Genomic DNA, 14,531 nt, shown 5'->3' with positions numbered 1-14,531 from the left:
GAACGACTGGGCAGGCTTCCAGCGCCGGCTGGAAGCCTGCCCAGTCGTTCTTGGCGCGCAGGCCGCGCCACAGCTGCTCGCAACGCATGCGCGCGGTCGTCTGGCGTTCGACGAATTCGACCGGCAGGCAGGTCAGGTTGGTGTATTGCCGCCGCAGTTCCGAGACGGCGGCGCGCTGCTCCTCCCCCAGCGCTTCCTGTTCGGCCGCGGCGATCCAGTCTGCTATCTCGGGCGCCGTTGCCCTGGTGTGATACATGCCGGCCAGTGCCGACATCGCCTCGGCACGCTTCTCGCCGCCGCCGACGGCCATGTGCGTGGCCTCATCGGCACCGAGGATGGCCAGCGCATGCTCGAGCGCTTCGAGCTTGTGACCGAGGTCGTCGAGTTTCTGAAAGGACATGGCGACTTCCGTGATTGGGACGGCGCGAAAAGACACCAACGCAAAAGCGTTGGCAACCCTCGGATGCCGTCCGGCAAATGCACCTTGCGCAGGCGAGGCCGCGCATGAAATGCTGCCGGCAACACATCAAGGGGGAAAAAATGATCGGCAACATCCTGGTCGGGCTGGTGGCCTTGATCCATGCCTACATCGTCTATCTGGAGATGGTGCTGTGGGACACGCCGCGCGGGCACAAGGCTTTCAACCTGACCCCGGAATTCGCCAGTGCCTCGAAAGTGCTCGCGGCCAATCAGGGACTTTATAACGGGTTCCTCGCCGCCGGGTTGATCTGGGGGCTATACCTTGGTGCGGCCGGGTTCCAGGTCAAGGTCTTCTTTCTGGCTTGCGTGGCCATTGCCGGCCTCTATGGCGCGGCAACGGTCGGGCGCAAGATCCTGTTCATCCAGACCGTGCCGGCGGTGATCGCCCTGATCGCGGTATTGCTCGGCTGGTAAAAAGGACGCCCGCGGGATCGCTCTCGAAGGCGCCAGGCGGTTCCTTCCTCTTGGACCGTTTCGGGCGCTATGGCCTCAGCCGTTCGGGTAATTGCCGCCGTCGGCGCCGTCGCCGATCATGAAGCCGCTGCCGGTGTCGATCATCAGCCGCTGGTCGACATTGTCGAGACGGCGCAGCAGATCATGGTATTGCGCGGCCGGTATCCTGCCGTGATCGGAGGCGGCGACTTTCTCTGCCGCCTGACTGATGTGGGCCGTGCGCATTTCCAGGCGTTCCGCCACAGCCGGGGTGATGTTGTTGGCCTGTCTTGCGTCCACGATGCCCTGCCGGACGCCCTGCACCTGTTGGATAAGCGCCTCGACACGCGGGCCAGTCATATCGGTTGGATCGGTCGCGTCGAGAGCGCCCTTGTGATGGCCCGCGGCATAGGCGCCGGCAAGCGGAACGGCGATGAGGAGCGCCGTGAGTGTTGCAGTTCTAAGCGAGGTCTTGGGAGTGAAAGAGCGCATCACGCGTCTCCTCTTGTAGAGGGAGGCGGCGGTTGTCCGCCTGCCTTCCAGCCTTGGGCCGTCCGGTTCCGTCGCGTCGCGATGAGGGGGGATTCATCGCCGGCGGTTCTCGGCCCGGGCGGCAGGCTAGGACCGCCCTGCGACAATGTGTAATTAAAAAAAGATAATCTTTTCAGGCCTTGCCCGCCTCCATCTGCGCCCTAGGGTTGAACCGGCGAACAAGTTCGCGTGATTTTCGATCAACGTTCGGTGAGCTTCAGTTCAATACGGCGGTTCTTGTTGCGCGCCTCTTCGGTGTCGGCGGGATCGAGCGGCTGGAACTCACCGAAGCCTGCCGCGACCAGGCGGTTGGCCGGCACGCCGTTCTCGATCAGAAATTTCACCACCGAGGTCGAACGCGCCGTCGACAGTTCCCAATTGTCGCGGTAGCGGCCGGTGCCGGAGAGCGGCTTGTTGTCGGTATGGCCGTCGACGCGCAGCACCCAGTTGATCTCGGGCGGGATTTCCTTCTGCAACTCGATGATGGCGTCGGCGAGTTTCTTCATCTCGACCTTGCCGGCATCGTTGATCACCTCGGAGCCCGTTGGGAACAGCACTTCCGACTGGAAGACGAAGCGGTCGCCGACGATGCGGATGTTCTCGCGGTCGGCGAGGATTTCGCGCAAACGGCCGAAGAAGTCGGAGCGGTAGCGGTTCAACTCCTGCACGCGCTGCGCCAGCGCGACGTTGAGGCGGCGGCCGAGATCGGCGATCTTGGTGTTGGAATCGCGGTCGCGGATTTCGGAGACGTTGAGCGCATCCTCGAGCGCGCCGATCTGCTTGCGCAGCGCCGCGATCTGCTGGTTGAGTATCTCGACCTGGCTCAGCGCCTGCTGGCTGATCTGGCGCTGGCTGTCGAGTTCGCCGCCGAGCGCCGCTGCACGCTGATTGGCGGCGTCGCCGGCACCGGCACCTTGCGCCAGCAATCGTTCGAGCCGGCTCTTTTCCGCTTGCGCGGCCGACAGCGACGCCTGCAGATTGGCCAGGGAATCATCCTTGTCCTGCGCCGTCGAGCGCTCCAGCGCCAGCAGTTGGGTCAGTTCGTTGATCTGCGAGTTGAGGCGCGAGAGCGCCGTATCCTTGCCGGAGATTTCGCGTCCCAGCAGGAACTGCGCCAGCACGAAGACCGTGAGCAGAAACATGATCGCCAAAAGCAGCGTCGACAGCGCGTCGACGAAGCCCGGCCAGTAGTCGATGCGGCGATCGGTGCGCCGGCCCCTGGCGAGCGCCACTTCAGTGCACTCCGGGCTTCTTCAGGGCATCGGCGATCTTTTCCAGCGTGTTGCGCATCGCCTTCTGCTCGTCGGACTGGGCCTCGACCCAGTCGCGCATGATCTGCTGTTCCGAGCGCATATTCTTGACCAGGCCGGAAATGCCGTCGGCGAGATTGGCCATGGCGGTGGCGACGCGCGGGTTGGAGCCGCCGCCATTCTCCTGCATCGAGCGCAGCCGTTCCGACAGCACCCGGATCTCGTCGGAGGATTCGGTTTTGGCCGGGTCGGCGACGACGATGTCCGACGACAGGTCGGTGACCGAGGAAAGCCAGTTTTCCAGTTCGGTGTAGAAGCGCGTCTGGGCGCGGCCGGCCTGCAGGTCGAGGAAGCCGAGCACCAGCGAGCCGGAGAGGCCGAACAGCGAGGACGAGAAGGCGGTGCCCATGCCGGCCAGCGGCGCCGAAAGCCCCTGCTTCAGGGAATCGAGCACCGCGGCGGCGTCACCGGTGCCGGGATCGAGCGATTCGATGGTTTCGCGGATCGAGCCGATGGTGTTCAACAGTCCCCAGAAGGTGCCGAGCAGGCCGAGGAACACCAGCAGGCCGACGAGATAGCGCGAGGTGTCGCGGCTTTCGTCGAGGCGCGTGGCGATGGAATCGAGCATGGTGCGCATCGAACTGGTCGAGAAGGCCATCGCCGAGGAACGGCCGATCATCGCCTTCATCGGCGCCAGCAGCACCGGTTCGGTCGTCTCCGAGCCGGCACGGAAGGAGTTGACCCAGCGCACTTCGCGAAACAGTCGCCCAACCTGGGCGAAGGCCAAAAGGATGCCGACCACCAGCACGCCGACGATCAGGCCATTGAGGCCGGGATTGCTGCCAAAGGCGGTTGAGATCTGTCGGGTGAGGATGGCGGCGATGAAGGCGACGATGACCAGGAAGATCACCATGGTCAGCAGAAAGACCTGCGGGCTCGATAATTTATGCGGGTCGTAGATCAGGACATCAGAACGTCTGCCCATGCCGAAGGATCTGAGAAAAGCCATCCGTGCCCCGTTTCCGATGCCGCCGCCGATCACGTAAACCGCGACTCTAAACGGAATTGTGACCAAATTGAATGGCGCTTGGCAATATTGCCGCGTCGATAGTGTCAGAGGCGATTGATGACCAGACAGTCGACCATGGCGGCCAGATGCAGGCTGGCGCCGGTGACGACGAAACCGTGCCACAGCGCATTGTGGAAGCGCAGCCCCTTCCAGGCGAAGAAGATGACGCCGCAGGAGTAGACGATGCCGCCGGCAACGATCAGCGCTATCGATGTCGTCGGTAGCGTCTGGACAAGCGGCTTGACCAGGATGATGCCGCTCCAGCCAATGGCGAGATAGAAGCCGATCGCCAGCCGGTCGAAACGGCCGGGAAAGAACACCTTGACGGCAATGCCCAGCGCTGCCGCGGTCCAGACCAGCACGATCATCCAGCGCGCCAGCGGCGAGCCTTCGAGCTGCGCCAGGAAAGGCGTATAGGTCGCGGCGATCAGCAGATAGATCGCGGCGTGGTCGAAACGCCGCAACACCCATTTTGCCGGCGACGAGACCGGCCACAGATTGTAGGTCATCGACACCGAGAGCACGGTGAGCAGCGAAACCACGTAGAAGGCGGCGGCGATGTATTCGCCGGGTCCGACACGAAACGCCGCCAGCGCCAGCAGCGCGGAACCGGCCGATATCGCCAGCACGATGCCGACCGCGTGGACGATACCGTCAGCGATCATCTCGGCACGCGAATAGTGCCAGCGTCCGATGAACGGGATATCGGGGTAGGGTTCGTTGTCTCTCACTAAGCCGGGTTCCTGCGCCGCGCCCTCCAATCTGGGCGCTCGCCGGGCAGTATTTCAAGCTTCCGTTGCGGTTTTGCGACTGCGGCGCATCAGCGCGGCGGTTTGTCGGCGCGGCTTGCCTGTCAACGAGAGGAGAGCGGCTTCTTCACGACCTTGAGCAAAGCGCGCTGGATGATCTCGTTGCCGGCGACGACCGAACCGTTGTCGAGCATGTCCTGGCCGCCATCCATGTCGGAGACGAAGCCGCCCGCCTCGCGGATCAAAAGCAGCCCGGCGGCGATATCCCAGGCAGACAGGCCGGTTTCCCAGAAGCCATCCATGCGGCCGGCAGCGACATAGGCGAGATCGAGCGATGCGGAGCCGAGGCGGCGGACGCCGGAAACCTCGGCCATGACGTTGCGCAGCTCGACGAGGAAATTGCCGTGGTGGCCGCGGCCGAGATGCGGCATGCCGCAGCCGATGACCGTGTCGACCAGCTTGATGCGGCCGGCGACGCGCAAGCGGCGGTCGTTCATGAAGGCGCCGCCGCCGCGTTCGCAGGTGTAGAGTTCGTCCATCGCCGGATTGTAGATGACGCCGGCGACGATCTGGCCCTGGCGCTCCAGCGCGATCGAAACGGCAAAGAGCGGAATGCCGTGCAGGAAATTGGTGGTGCCGTCGAGCGGGTCGACGATCCAGCGATGCTGGCCGTCGTCGCCTTCGACCACGCCGCGCTCCTCCATCAGGAAGGAATAGCCGGGCCGTGCCTTGGACAGTTCGGCGAAGACGATGTCCTCGGCCTTGCGGTCGGCCTGGCTGACATAGTCGCCGGGGCCCTTCATCGAGACCTGCAGGTTCTGCACTTCGCCGAAGTCGCGCGACAGCGAGCGGCCGGCCTTCATTGCGGCCTGGACCATGACGTTGAGAAGGGCTGAGCGTGCCATAGTGCTTTTTCCCGGTGCTGCGCTTTAAATTCTGCCTCGATGCATGTCGGTGACCCGGAACCGGGCCACTGTTGGGGGACATGCGTCAGTCGGCGCGGCGCACGTAAGTGATTTCGTTGGTGTCGACGATGATGCGTTCGCCGGCGCCGATGAAGGGCGGCACCAGGACGCGGATGCCGTTCTCCAGGATCGCCGGCTTGTAGGACGATGCCGCCGTCTGGCCCTTCACCACCGGGTCGGCCTCGGTGATGGTCAGCGTCACATAGTCGGGCAGCGAAATGCCGATCGGCCGCTCTTCGTAGAGTTGGACCGTTACCATCATGCCGTCCTGCAGGAAGGCGGCGCGATCGCCGACGAAGTCCTTGTTCAATTCGAGCTGCTCGTAGCTCTGGGTGTCCATGAACACCAGGGCGTCTTCCTGCGCGTAGAGGAAGGAAAAATCCTTCAGGTCGAGCCGGATCTGTTCGACCGTCTCGGCCGAGCGGAAGCGCTCGTTGAGCTTGGTGCCGTTGATGAGGTTCTTCAGTTCGACCTGATTGTAGGCGCCGCCCTTGCCAGGCTTGACGGTGTTGGTCCTGACCGCCACCCAAAGGCCGCCATCATGCTCGATGACATAGCCGGGACGGATTTCGTTGCCATTGATCTTGGCCATGATGAGATGATCCGGAATGATGCCTACGGCCACGCCGTCGGTAAGGGATATTCGCTGGGAAAGCGATTTCGGGCTCCCAAGACCACAAATCGCCAGAAGAGGCAAGGGAGCGGGCAGGTTGGTGCCAGGCGAGGGCAGCCGAGGCGACACTCGCAATGACCGCGCGGGCCGCCGTCAAGGCAGCCGGTTGGCCTTCTGCAGCGCCTGCTTGGTCTGGTCGTCGTCCAGCCCCTGCAGGAAGTCGTCCATCTGCGGATCGATGAGGCCGGCGCGGCGGGCAATGATGTACCAGGCACCGGCAAGGACCAGGTCCGGATCGGTGCCGATGCCTTGCATATAGAGCTTGGCCAGGCGGTTCTGGGCGGCAACATTGCCGCCCTCCGCCGCCTGCTTCATCCAGCCGAAGGCGGATTTCAGGTCGCGCGCACCGCCGCGGCCTTCGATCATCCAGGCGGCGAGATCGATTTGCGCGGTGTCGTAGTTCTGCCTTGCGGCCTGCGCCAGCAGGCGCCTTGCCTGGGCATCGTCGCGTGGCTTGCCGCCGACACCGTTGGCGTAGATCTGCGACATTGCATATTGCGCGTCCGCGAGGCCGGTCGCAGCGGCGCGTTCATAGTAGGAGACCGCCTTGGCCATACCGGCGTCGCCGGGGTCCTGCTGGACCAGCATCTGCGCGAAATTGAATTGCGCCAGCCGGTTGCCGGCTTCGGCTGCGGCCTGCATCAGGGCGTAGGCCTCTTTTCCATCCTTTTTGACATAGCGGCCGTCGAGCAGCATCAGCGCATACTGGAACTGCGATTCCGGCACACCCTGTTCGGCGGCCAAGGCGTACCATTTCGCCGCCTGCGCCGAATTGACCGGTACACCGAGACCTCGCGACAGGATCTCGGCCACCAGGGTCTGCGCCGCCGGGTCGCCGTTTTGCGCCCGGACCAATGCCAGATTGTAAGCTGTCTTGTAGAGGCCGCGCTGGAAGGCGCCATAGGCCGCGTCGGCGGGTTTTGCGCCGAAGCGGTCGGGATTGACGGCGTCGGCCGACGGCAGCGGCGCAGGCTCGGCCGTGGTGGCGGGCTGCGGCAACGGCTTGTCGATCGGCTTATCGGTGTGGACGCCGATTTCCGGCTTGGGCTGCGGCAAGGGGATGGTCTCCGCGGCCGCCGCCTGGACCATCAGCACCGCAAGCAGAGCCTGGAGGGGAAGCGTCGCCGATGACATTTCAGTCCTCGAAACGCGGCGCAGTCTCGTCGAGCAGCGCGTTGGCGGTGGCGACCGCTGTCCTGGGGTCGGTGCCGTCGGCGAACACGGCGCTCGACAGCGCCACGAATTCAGCGCCGGTGGCGCCCACGGCTTCGACCGAGGCGATGTCGGATCCGGCCATGACGATGCAAGGGATCTGGATCATGTCCGCCCACCATGCGCCGAGCGACAGGTTGCGCGGGTGCGGTTCGGGCTTGTTGTCGTAGCCGAAGCGGCCGAAGAAAATGTAGTCTGGCCGCGTCTCGCCAAGCTCGAGCGCGTCGTCACGCGTCTTGGCGCCTCCGGTGCCGACCATCATCTTTGCCTGGGAATGCTCGATTGTCTCGGCGAGTTCGGCCTTGGAGACTTCGACATGGATGCCGTCGGCCTGGACGCGGCCGGCTATGCGGGTGTCGCCGGCGATGATGACAGCAACGCCGGCGGCTTGCGCTGCCGGCACGATCCGTTCGGCGAAAGCCTGGAACGAGGCTTCATCCATGCCGTTCTCGGGCAGGATCAGCGAAGCGACATCGCCACCATCGAATGCCGTGACAATACGGGCCGCCGGCACGCCGGGCGGCGCGATCAGCACGATGCGACAGCGATTGGGGGGCGTTGCTTCATTCATGGTTCTTCGGGTCCCGCGTTTCGCCTATGCCGGGCGAAGATGGTTGGATTGCGGCATAGAGCAAAGTGCCCGCCTTGAACAGGCGGGCAGTCGGGATCGCGATGTTTGATCCGCCGGGCAGCCGGCGGGCCGCTTCACTTGATCGGGTGCGGGCTCGCGACGGGCGGTTTGCCCTTCCACAGCGTCCAGCCGAGATTCATGCCGGCGGCGGCGATCAGGATGGCGGTGGCGCCGACGACCTGGCTCAGATGCAGCCGATGGCCGAAGGCGACGACGTCGACCAGGATGGCGACGACGGGATAGATGAACGACAGCGATCCCTGCAGATGCGTCGGCAGCTTCTGGATGGCGCCGTACATCAGTATGTACATCAGGCCGGTGTGGACGATGCCGAGCGTCGCCAGCATGGTCCAGCTCCAGGCATCGGCTGGAAGCCGGGATAGATTGGCGAACGGCGCCAGCATGACGACGCCGACGCAGACCTGTATCAGCGCAATCAGATGCGGTGGCGTGCCCTTGAGCTTCTTGGTGACGATGGCGGCGACGGCCCAGAAGAAGGCCGCGCCCAATGCCATGACGATGCCGGTGAAATAATCCGTGCCGGCCATGCCGGCATTGGGGCCGGCATCGGGAGCCGACTGCACGATCAGCACCATGCCGGCGAAGGCGATGGTCAGCCAGGTCAGCTTGGTCAGGCTCAGCCGCTCGGCGAAGAAGAGCGCGCCGAAGCCGACCAGCATGAAGGGCTGCGTGTTGTAGACGGCGGTGGCGATCGAGATCGACGCGCGCGAGAAAGCGCTGAACAGCAAAAGCCAGTTGACGACGATGGCGACGCCGCCGAGCGCGGCGATGCCGATGATGCGCAGCGACAGCCTGTTGCGCAGCAACCCCAGCCCGGCGCAGATGATGAGCAGCGTCAGCGCGCCGAAAGCGCAACGCCAAAACACCACATCCATGATCGGCTGGCCGGACAGGACGACGAACCATCCGATCGTTCCCAGGATGGCCATTGCGGCGGACATTTCGACCGTGCCGCGTACTGTCTCGTTCACAACAAACCTCCTTATCGGTTGAGCCGCCATAATCTCATGCGGTCGCGAAGCTTTCCATCAGATTGGAAAGGGTGTATGGCCTATTGGCCTAATTATATTAGGAGAAAGCTCCAAGCTGTCGGGAAAAGGAAAAAGATGCTGGACGATCTCGACCGAAATCTCCTTGAAATCCTGATCAAGGATGCGCGGACCTCGCTGAAGGAGCTGGCCGCCCAGGTCGGGCTGTCGTCGCCAAGCGTTTCGGAGCGGCTGCGACGACTCGAGGAGCGCGGCGTCATCCGGGCGTTCACCGTCGAGATCGATCCGCTCGCGCTCGGCTATACCTTGCAGGCGATCGTGCGCATCCGGCCTCTGCCGGGCAAGCTGCACATCGTTCAGAAGCTGATCGAGGACATCCCCGAATTCGGCGAATGCGACAAGGTAACGGGCGATGACTGCTTCGTCGCCCGGCTGTTCGTACGCTCGATCGGCGATCTCGACGGGATTCTCGACCGTATCGCCGACAAGGCGGAGACAAGCACCGCCATCATCAAGGCGCAGCCGATCCGGCGGCGGCCGCCACCGCTCGACGCGGCTGCTTCTCGGGATAGGGCAAAGGTCTTGCATGCCTCCTGATCGAGCCGGGTGGAAAGCCGGTGGCCGCTTGGTTAGTGTGCCGACCAAATGAGACCGAGACTGTCATGGCGCAGAACATATACGACCGTGAGGATTTCTTCGCAGGCTACAGCCAACTCGGCCGTTCGGTCGAAGGGCTGGAGGGTGCCGCCGAGTGGCCGGCAATGCGCGCGATGCTGCCCGATGTCGGCGGCTTGAGGGTCGTCGATCTCGGCTGCGGCTTCGGCTGGTTCTGCCGCTGGGCACGCGAGCATGGGGCGGCGCAGGTGCTTGGCCTGGACCTGTCGGAGAAGATGCTTGCCCGAGCAAGGGCCGCCGGCCCGGATGCAGGGATAAGCTATGAGACGGCCGATCTCGATCGGCTCAGCCTGCCGGAAGCCAGCTTCGATCTCGTCTACAGTTCGCTCGCCTTGCACTATGTCGAGGATGTGTCGCGTCTGTTCGGGACCGTGCATCGGGCCCTGGCGCCTGGCGGGCATTTCGTCTTTTCGACGGAACATCCGATCTTCATGGCGCCGACCAAACCCGGCTGGGTGATCGATAGCGAAGGCCGAAAGACGTGGCCTGTCGACCAGTATCTGGTGGAAGGACCGCGCAGCACGGACTGGCTGGCCAAGGGCGTCGTGAAACATCACCGCACGATCGGCACCACGCTCAACGCTCTCCTGCAGGCCGGCTTCACCATCGCGCATGTCGAGGAGTTCCGTCCGACATCAGAGCAGATCGCGGCCAAACCCGAACTGGCGGAAGAGCTCGAGCGGCCGATGTTCCTGCTGGTCTCGGCGCGTCGGTAGGCACAGGCCTGCGTCGGCCCGCATGTGCAGCCGCCACGCTCATATTTGCTGTCGCTCCGCCCGACATTCTGGGCTATTCAAGCGTCGACACGCTTTCCCTCCGGACCAGTCCCCTCCCATGTCAGGCCTGCTTCTCGATCCGTGGTTCTATGCGGCCGCCATTCCGGCGGTCATTCTGGTCGGCCTGTCGAAGGGCGGCTTTGGCGGTGCCGTCGGTTTCGTCGGCGTGCCGCTGATGGCGCTGACCATGCCGCCGGTGCAGGCGGCGGCCATCCTGCTGCCGATCCTGTGCCTGATGGACATCGTCTCGGTGTGGACGTGGTGGGGCGTTTACGACCGCAAGATGCTGGTCGACATGATGCCGGGCGCCGTCATCGGCATCGGCCTTGGCTGGCTTACGGCGGCACTGGTGACCGAAGAGGCGGTGCGGCTGATCGTTGGCGCCGTCGCCATCATCTTCGTCCTGCGCTGGCTCTATCTGCAGTTCCGCCACGGCGCCGATCACGCGGCCGCGCCCAACCGCGTGGCCGCCGCCGTGTGGGGCACGGTCGCCGGCTTCACCAGCTTCGTTGCCCATGTCGGCGGTCCGCCCTTCCAGGTCTATGCCTTGCCGATCCGTCTCGATCCGAAAGTTCTGTCGGGCACCGCAGCGATCTTCTTTGCCGCCACCAACGCGCTGAAGCTGGTGCCCTATTTCGCGCTCGGCCAGTTCGACACCGCCAATCTGACGGCATCGGCGGTGCTCATGCCGCTGGCGCCGCTGTCTACCATCGCCGGAGCGTGGCTGGTGCGCCGCATGCGGCCGGAAACCTTCTATCCCTTTACCTACGCAACCGTCGCGGTCGTGGCGCTGAAGCTGCTGTGGGATGGCATTGTCGGCCTGATGTAGAAAGGCCGCCGCGCAGCCGCCCCGTCATTAGGGGTCAGGCGGCGCTTGGCACCAGACGACGGTTGCCGCCAAAAGCCAGTGTCGCGCCGACCATAACGACCAGCACCATGCCGGCAAGGATGCCGATGTCATGCACGGTCGGTTTGAGCACCATGTCCGCAATGATCACCAGCATCACCGCATAGTCGAAACGTGCCGCGCTCATCATGCGCTGGCCGATGGCAAGAACCTCTGGCGTGACGCCCTCTTTGGCGATCATTGCGCCCATGCGCTCCCCGGTCGGCTTGAAGATGAACATGCCGATCGAAAAGGTCGTGGCGTATCCCGCCAGGCCGATGAGTACCCACAAATCGGAGAAGCCGACCCAGAACCAGCACATGATGAGGCCGAAGATCAGCGTCAGCATCGACATCGGCGCAAAGAACCTGCCGCCCAGCTGACCGCTGGCGCGCATTGCCTGCAGCTTTTCCTCGATGTTGCCCGCGCGCTCGGCAAGCATGCCCAGCAGGAACAGTACGAAGCCGCCGTCGACCCACAGAATGGCGGTAGTGACGTGGAGGAATTTGACGATCGAGTACCAGTCCATGGGTTGCTCCTGCAGTGTCCGGTCAGGTTTGCGGCGGCGCCGATTTGCGCCGGCCGTCAGAGGAGCGGGCGTTTAGCGTGGCGCCTGTTTCGGAACGATGTCGCGAAAAATCCGGCTCTGTTTCAGCTTACGGCCAACGCGCGAGGTCGCAGATTGTGAACGCATTATCTGATTTTCTGCTAATGTACGAATCGTCGGGAGGGGGTTGGCGCGACATCGTCTGGATACGCTGCCGATATTAGTGCGCCAATGCCGGGAGCCCGGTGGCGACAACAATCGCCTGACGATCAACCCATTCCCGCAAGCGGGAAAAGGCAATTCGGGGGACCATTATGCAAGGGATAGCACGGAATTTCTTCACGCTGGCCATCATCTATTCGCTGTGCGGCATGGCGCTCGGCCTGTACATGGCGATCAGCCAGGATCACGGCCAGATGCCGACCCACGCCCACACGATGGTGGCCGGATGGCTGATGTCGGCGGTCTTCGCCTTCTTCTACCATTTGTTTCCGGCAATCGGGCAGAAGACGCTCGCCACAGTTCATTTCTGGCTGACGGCGGTCAGCGGCATCGGCCTGCTGATCGGCCTCTATTTCCTGCTTGCCGGCAATGCCGCGATCGAACCGCTGGTGGCGGCCTCCTCGATGGGCTTCTACGCAGCCATGCTGCTGTTCGCCTTCATCGCCTTGCCGGCGGTCTGGAAGACCGCTTGACCGAGCCTGACGCAGGAGATGCTGTGCTGTTACGGCACAGTATGGCGGCGTTCGGTCAAAAAACATCCGCACCGTTAAGGCTTCATTAAGCTTTACAGGTGTTTACTATGTCCATCCAGTGATCTGGATTCTTACCGAGTGGTTGGAGCCACTTTGTTTGACGCCTCCCTGTTAAACTCCTGAGAGCCGCCTTATCCGCGGCTCTTTTTTTGTCTCGATTTCTCTTTTTTGTCCGCACCCCAGCGGGGCCGCCCGACAGGGGTGCCGTTAACCTTCTGTTAAACATGTGCTTGCCTTCACCGGTGACGAAGCGCATTTTCAAGCTTCAGTCAGATAGGGTTCCGGGTGTATCGGCAGGGAGCCGAATCGGCCGGTTGCAAGTGCAGGGGCGTATCAATGAACGAGCCTTCGAAGGGCAGTGCGAAAACCGTCAAGCTGGCGGAACGCCGGGTTTTCTCGCAATCCTTCAAGCCGCTTTACCAGGAAGGCATGGGTCTGGTCGAACAGGCCGCCGAATATCTCGACGGCAAGGGCCGGGCCGAGGCGAAGAAGCTGTCGCGGCTGGCCGCCACGCTCTACGCGGCCGAATCGATGCGGCTGACCACCAGGCTGATGCAGGTTGCCTCCTGGCTGCTTTTGCAGCGCGCCGCCAATTCCGGCGAGATGACCCGTGACCAGGTGGCATCGGAAAAGTCCAAGGTGCGCCTCGACACCGCTTCCGCCCATGACGAAGCCGCCGGTTGGGCCGAACTGCCCGAGGATTTCCTCGACCTCGTCACCCGCTCGCTGCGCCTGCAAGCGTTGGTGCGCCGCATGGACGACGAGATCTATGGCTCCGGCGCCATGGTCGACATGCAACCGATGGCTCGCCGCCCCAACCCGGTTTCCGACCAGATCAGCCTGCTCAACACGGCTTTCGCTCGGGGTTAGACCGCGGTCCGCCTTCTGTTTCCGGTTTGTTCACATTTCGCTGGCATCGCTGTCCGCCGGAGGTAAACTCGGCAAATGGCGGAAGCGATTCGCATCATCGGTATCGATCCCGGGCTTCGGCGCACCGGCTGGGGCATCGTCGAAAGCCTCGGCAATTCGCTGCGCTTCATTGCTTCCGGCACTGTGAAATCAGACGATAAGGCCGCGCTGGCAACGCGGCTGTGCCAGCTGCATGACAGGCTTGCCGAAGTCCTGCATGCCGCCATGCCGCACGAAGCGGCGGTCGAACAGACCTTCGTCAACAAGGACGCGGTGGCAACGCTGAAGCTCGGTCAGGCACGCGGCATCGCCATGCTGGTGCCGGCGCGTGCCGGCCTCGTCGTTGCCGAATATGCGCCTAACGCAGTCAAGAAAGCGGTGATCGGCGTCGGCCATGGCGACAAGAAGCAGATCCACATGATGGTGAAGGTGCTGTTGCCGAAAGCCATTTTCGATACCGAGCATGCCGCCGACGCGCTCGCCATCGCCATCTGCCACGCGCATCACCGGCAAAGCGTGGCCTACCGGATGGCACTCGCTGGATAGAGATGTTCTTGACTTGTTCACCGGGTTGGAATAATCCTTACTTGTAAGAAAGGGGTGTTTCATGCGTGTGACGAGCAAAGGTCAAGTGACAATCCCACGGGATCTGCGGGAGACATTTGGGATTGGCGCCAACAGCGAAGTCATCTTCGGCATCGAGGGCGGCAAGATCACGATCACGCCGAAGCATGACAAGGGGCGGTTGGCCGACCGCGAAAGACTCGATCGTTTTCTTGCTGCGCTCGATCGGCTTGAGGGCAGCGGCGATCAGACAATGAATGCCGATGCCGTCATGGCTTTGACCCGGGATCGCTAATCTTGGCGACGCTTGTCGACACCAACGTGCTTGTCGATATCGCCGTGCGCGATCCCGGCTGGTCAAAGTGGTCGTGGTACAAAATGGTGTCTGCCCTCGAGCAGGGCAGCCTGGGGATGAGG

18 protein-coding genes and 1 pseudogene are annotated in these 14,531 nt (G+C 63.3%); 8 read left to right on the top strand and 11 right to left on the bottom strand.

The genetic code is table 11. From position 1 onward, the window contains the following. Window positions 1–400: pseudogene (locus EN884_RS05895) on the bottom strand (carboxypeptidase M32); the annotation flags it as partial. A 140-nt stretch (window positions 401–540) separates the two neighbouring features. Between EN884_RS05895 and EN884_RS05890 the strand changes: the two are divergent. Continuing rightward, window positions 541–894 (top strand): DUF1304 domain-containing protein, encoded by a 354-nt coding sequence (locus tag EN884_RS05890; RefSeq protein WP_063169204.1) that lies wholly within the window; start codon window positions 541–543, stop codon window positions 892–894. Between the two features lie 75 nt (window positions 895–969). Here the strand turns inward: EN884_RS05890 and EN884_RS05885 are convergent, their stop codons facing one another. From EN884_RS05885 to EN884_RS05845, 9 genes are all read right to left on the bottom strand, one after another. Then, entirely contained in the window at window positions 970–1,404 is a 435-nt protein-coding gene (locus tag EN884_RS05885; protein ID WP_027162534.1) for a hypothetical protein, read from the bottom strand. A 239-nt stretch (window positions 1,405–1,643) separates the two neighbouring features. Continuing rightward, entirely contained in the window at window positions 1,644–2,675 is a 1,032-nt protein-coding gene (locus EN884_RS05880; protein ID WP_013529123.1) for a peptidoglycan -binding protein, read from the bottom strand. 1 nt (window position 2,676) lies between these two features. Beyond that, entirely contained in the window at window positions 2,677–3,702 is a 1,026-nt protein-coding gene (locus EN884_RS05875; RefSeq protein ID WP_013529124.1) for a MotA/TolQ/ExbB proton channel family protein, read from the bottom strand. A gap of 104 nt (window positions 3,703–3,806) precedes the next feature. Continuing rightward, window positions 3,807–4,493 carry a hemolysin III family protein gene (locus EN884_RS05870; RefSeq protein WP_063170358.1) on the bottom strand — a complete coding sequence of 229 codons (687 nt, stop codon included), beginning with the start codon at window positions 4,491–4,493 and terminating at the stop codon, window positions 3,807–3,809. Window positions 4,494–4,615: 122 nt separating this feature from the next. Beyond that, window positions 4,616–5,416, bottom strand: a complete 801-nt coding sequence (locus EN884_RS05865; protein WP_013529126.1) for an inositol monophosphatase family protein — start codon at window positions 5,414–5,416, stop codon at window positions 4,616–4,618. 85 nt (window positions 5,417–5,501) lie between these two features. Beyond that, complete coding sequence (efp, locus tag EN884_RS05860; protein WP_013529127.1) at window positions 5,502–6,068, bottom strand: elongation factor P; 567 nt, start codon at window positions 6,066–6,068, stop codon at window positions 5,502–5,504. A 174-nt stretch (window positions 6,069–6,242) separates the two neighbouring features. Further along, on the bottom strand, window positions 6,243–7,283 hold the full coding sequence (locus EN884_RS05855) for a tetratricopeptide repeat protein (protein ID WP_013529128.1): 1,041 nt from the start codon (window positions 7,281–7,283) through the stop codon (window positions 6,243–6,245). A gap of 1 nt (window position 7,284) precedes the next feature. After that, window positions 7,285–7,932 carry a thiamine phosphate synthase gene (locus tag EN884_RS05850; RefSeq protein ID WP_063169203.1) on the bottom strand — a complete coding sequence of 216 codons (648 nt, stop codon included), beginning with the start codon at window positions 7,930–7,932 and terminating at the stop codon, window positions 7,285–7,287. A gap of 134 nt (window positions 7,933–8,066) precedes the next feature. Next, complete coding sequence (locus EN884_RS05845; protein WP_027162529.1) at window positions 8,067–8,984, bottom strand: DMT family transporter; 918 nt, start codon at window positions 8,982–8,984, stop codon at window positions 8,067–8,069. Window positions 8,985–9,119: 135 nt separating this feature from the next. On the opposite strand from EN884_RS05845, the gene EN884_RS05840 reads away from it, so the two are divergent. The 3 genes from EN884_RS05840 (at window position 9,120) to EN884_RS05830 (ending at window position 11,282) form a co-directional block, all read left to right on the top strand. Further along, a complete protein-coding gene (locus tag EN884_RS05840) occupies window positions 9,120–9,599 on the top strand; it encodes an Lrp/AsnC family transcriptional regulator (RefSeq protein ID WP_063169202.1) in 480 nt (159 codons plus the stop codon). Between the two features lie 65 nt (window positions 9,600–9,664). Beyond that, a complete protein-coding gene (locus EN884_RS05835; protein ID WP_024502917.1) occupies window positions 9,665–10,393 on the top strand; it encodes a class I SAM-dependent methyltransferase in 729 nt (242 codons plus the stop codon). Between the two features lie 118 nt (window positions 10,394–10,511). Beyond that, on the top strand, window positions 10,512–11,282 hold the full coding sequence (locus EN884_RS05830) for a sulfite exporter TauE/SafE family protein (protein WP_013529133.1): 771 nt from the start codon (window positions 10,512–10,514) through the stop codon (window positions 11,280–11,282). A 34-nt stretch (window positions 11,283–11,316) separates the two neighbouring features. Here the strand turns inward: EN884_RS05830 and EN884_RS05825 are convergent, their stop codons facing one another. Then, a complete protein-coding gene (locus EN884_RS05825) occupies window positions 11,317–11,868 on the bottom strand; it encodes a hypothetical protein (protein ID WP_063169201.1) in 552 nt (183 codons plus the stop codon). 332 nt (window positions 11,869–12,200) lie between these two features. Here EN884_RS05825 and EN884_RS05820 point away from each other — a divergent pair, with 332 nt between their 5' ends. From EN884_RS05820 to EN884_RS05805, 4 genes are all read left to right on the top strand, one after another. Beyond that, entirely contained in the window at window positions 12,201–12,581 is a 381-nt protein-coding gene (locus EN884_RS05820) for a hypothetical protein (protein ID WP_013529135.1), read from the top strand. A 396-nt stretch (window positions 12,582–12,977) separates the two neighbouring features. Continuing rightward, window positions 12,978–13,511: a DUF1465 family protein gene (locus EN884_RS05815; RefSeq protein ID WP_013529136.1), complete on the top strand. Its 534-nt coding sequence runs from the start codon at window positions 12,978–12,980 to the stop codon at window positions 13,509–13,511. Between the two features lie 75 nt (window positions 13,512–13,586). Then, entirely contained in the window at window positions 13,587–14,096 is a 510-nt protein-coding gene (ruvC, locus tag EN884_RS05810; RefSeq protein WP_063169200.1) for a crossover junction endodeoxyribonuclease RuvC, read from the top strand. A gap of 61 nt (window positions 14,097–14,157) precedes the next feature. Further along, complete coding sequence (locus tag EN884_RS05805; protein ID WP_013529138.1) at window positions 14,158–14,409, top strand: AbrB/MazE/SpoVT family DNA-binding domain-containing protein; 252 nt, start codon at window positions 14,158–14,160, stop codon at window positions 14,407–14,409. Window positions 14,410–14,531 lie beyond the last annotated feature (122 nt).

The sequence above is a fragment of the Mesorhizobium sp. M7A.F.Ca.AU.001.01.1.1 genome (assembly GCF_004022735.1).
Classification (GTDB): domain Bacteria; phylum Pseudomonadota; class Alphaproteobacteria; order Rhizobiales; family Rhizobiaceae; genus Mesorhizobium; species Mesorhizobium ciceri.
The sequence above is the reverse complement of the archived record's forward strand: the minus strand, read 5'-3'. Positions and strand labels throughout refer to the sequence as shown.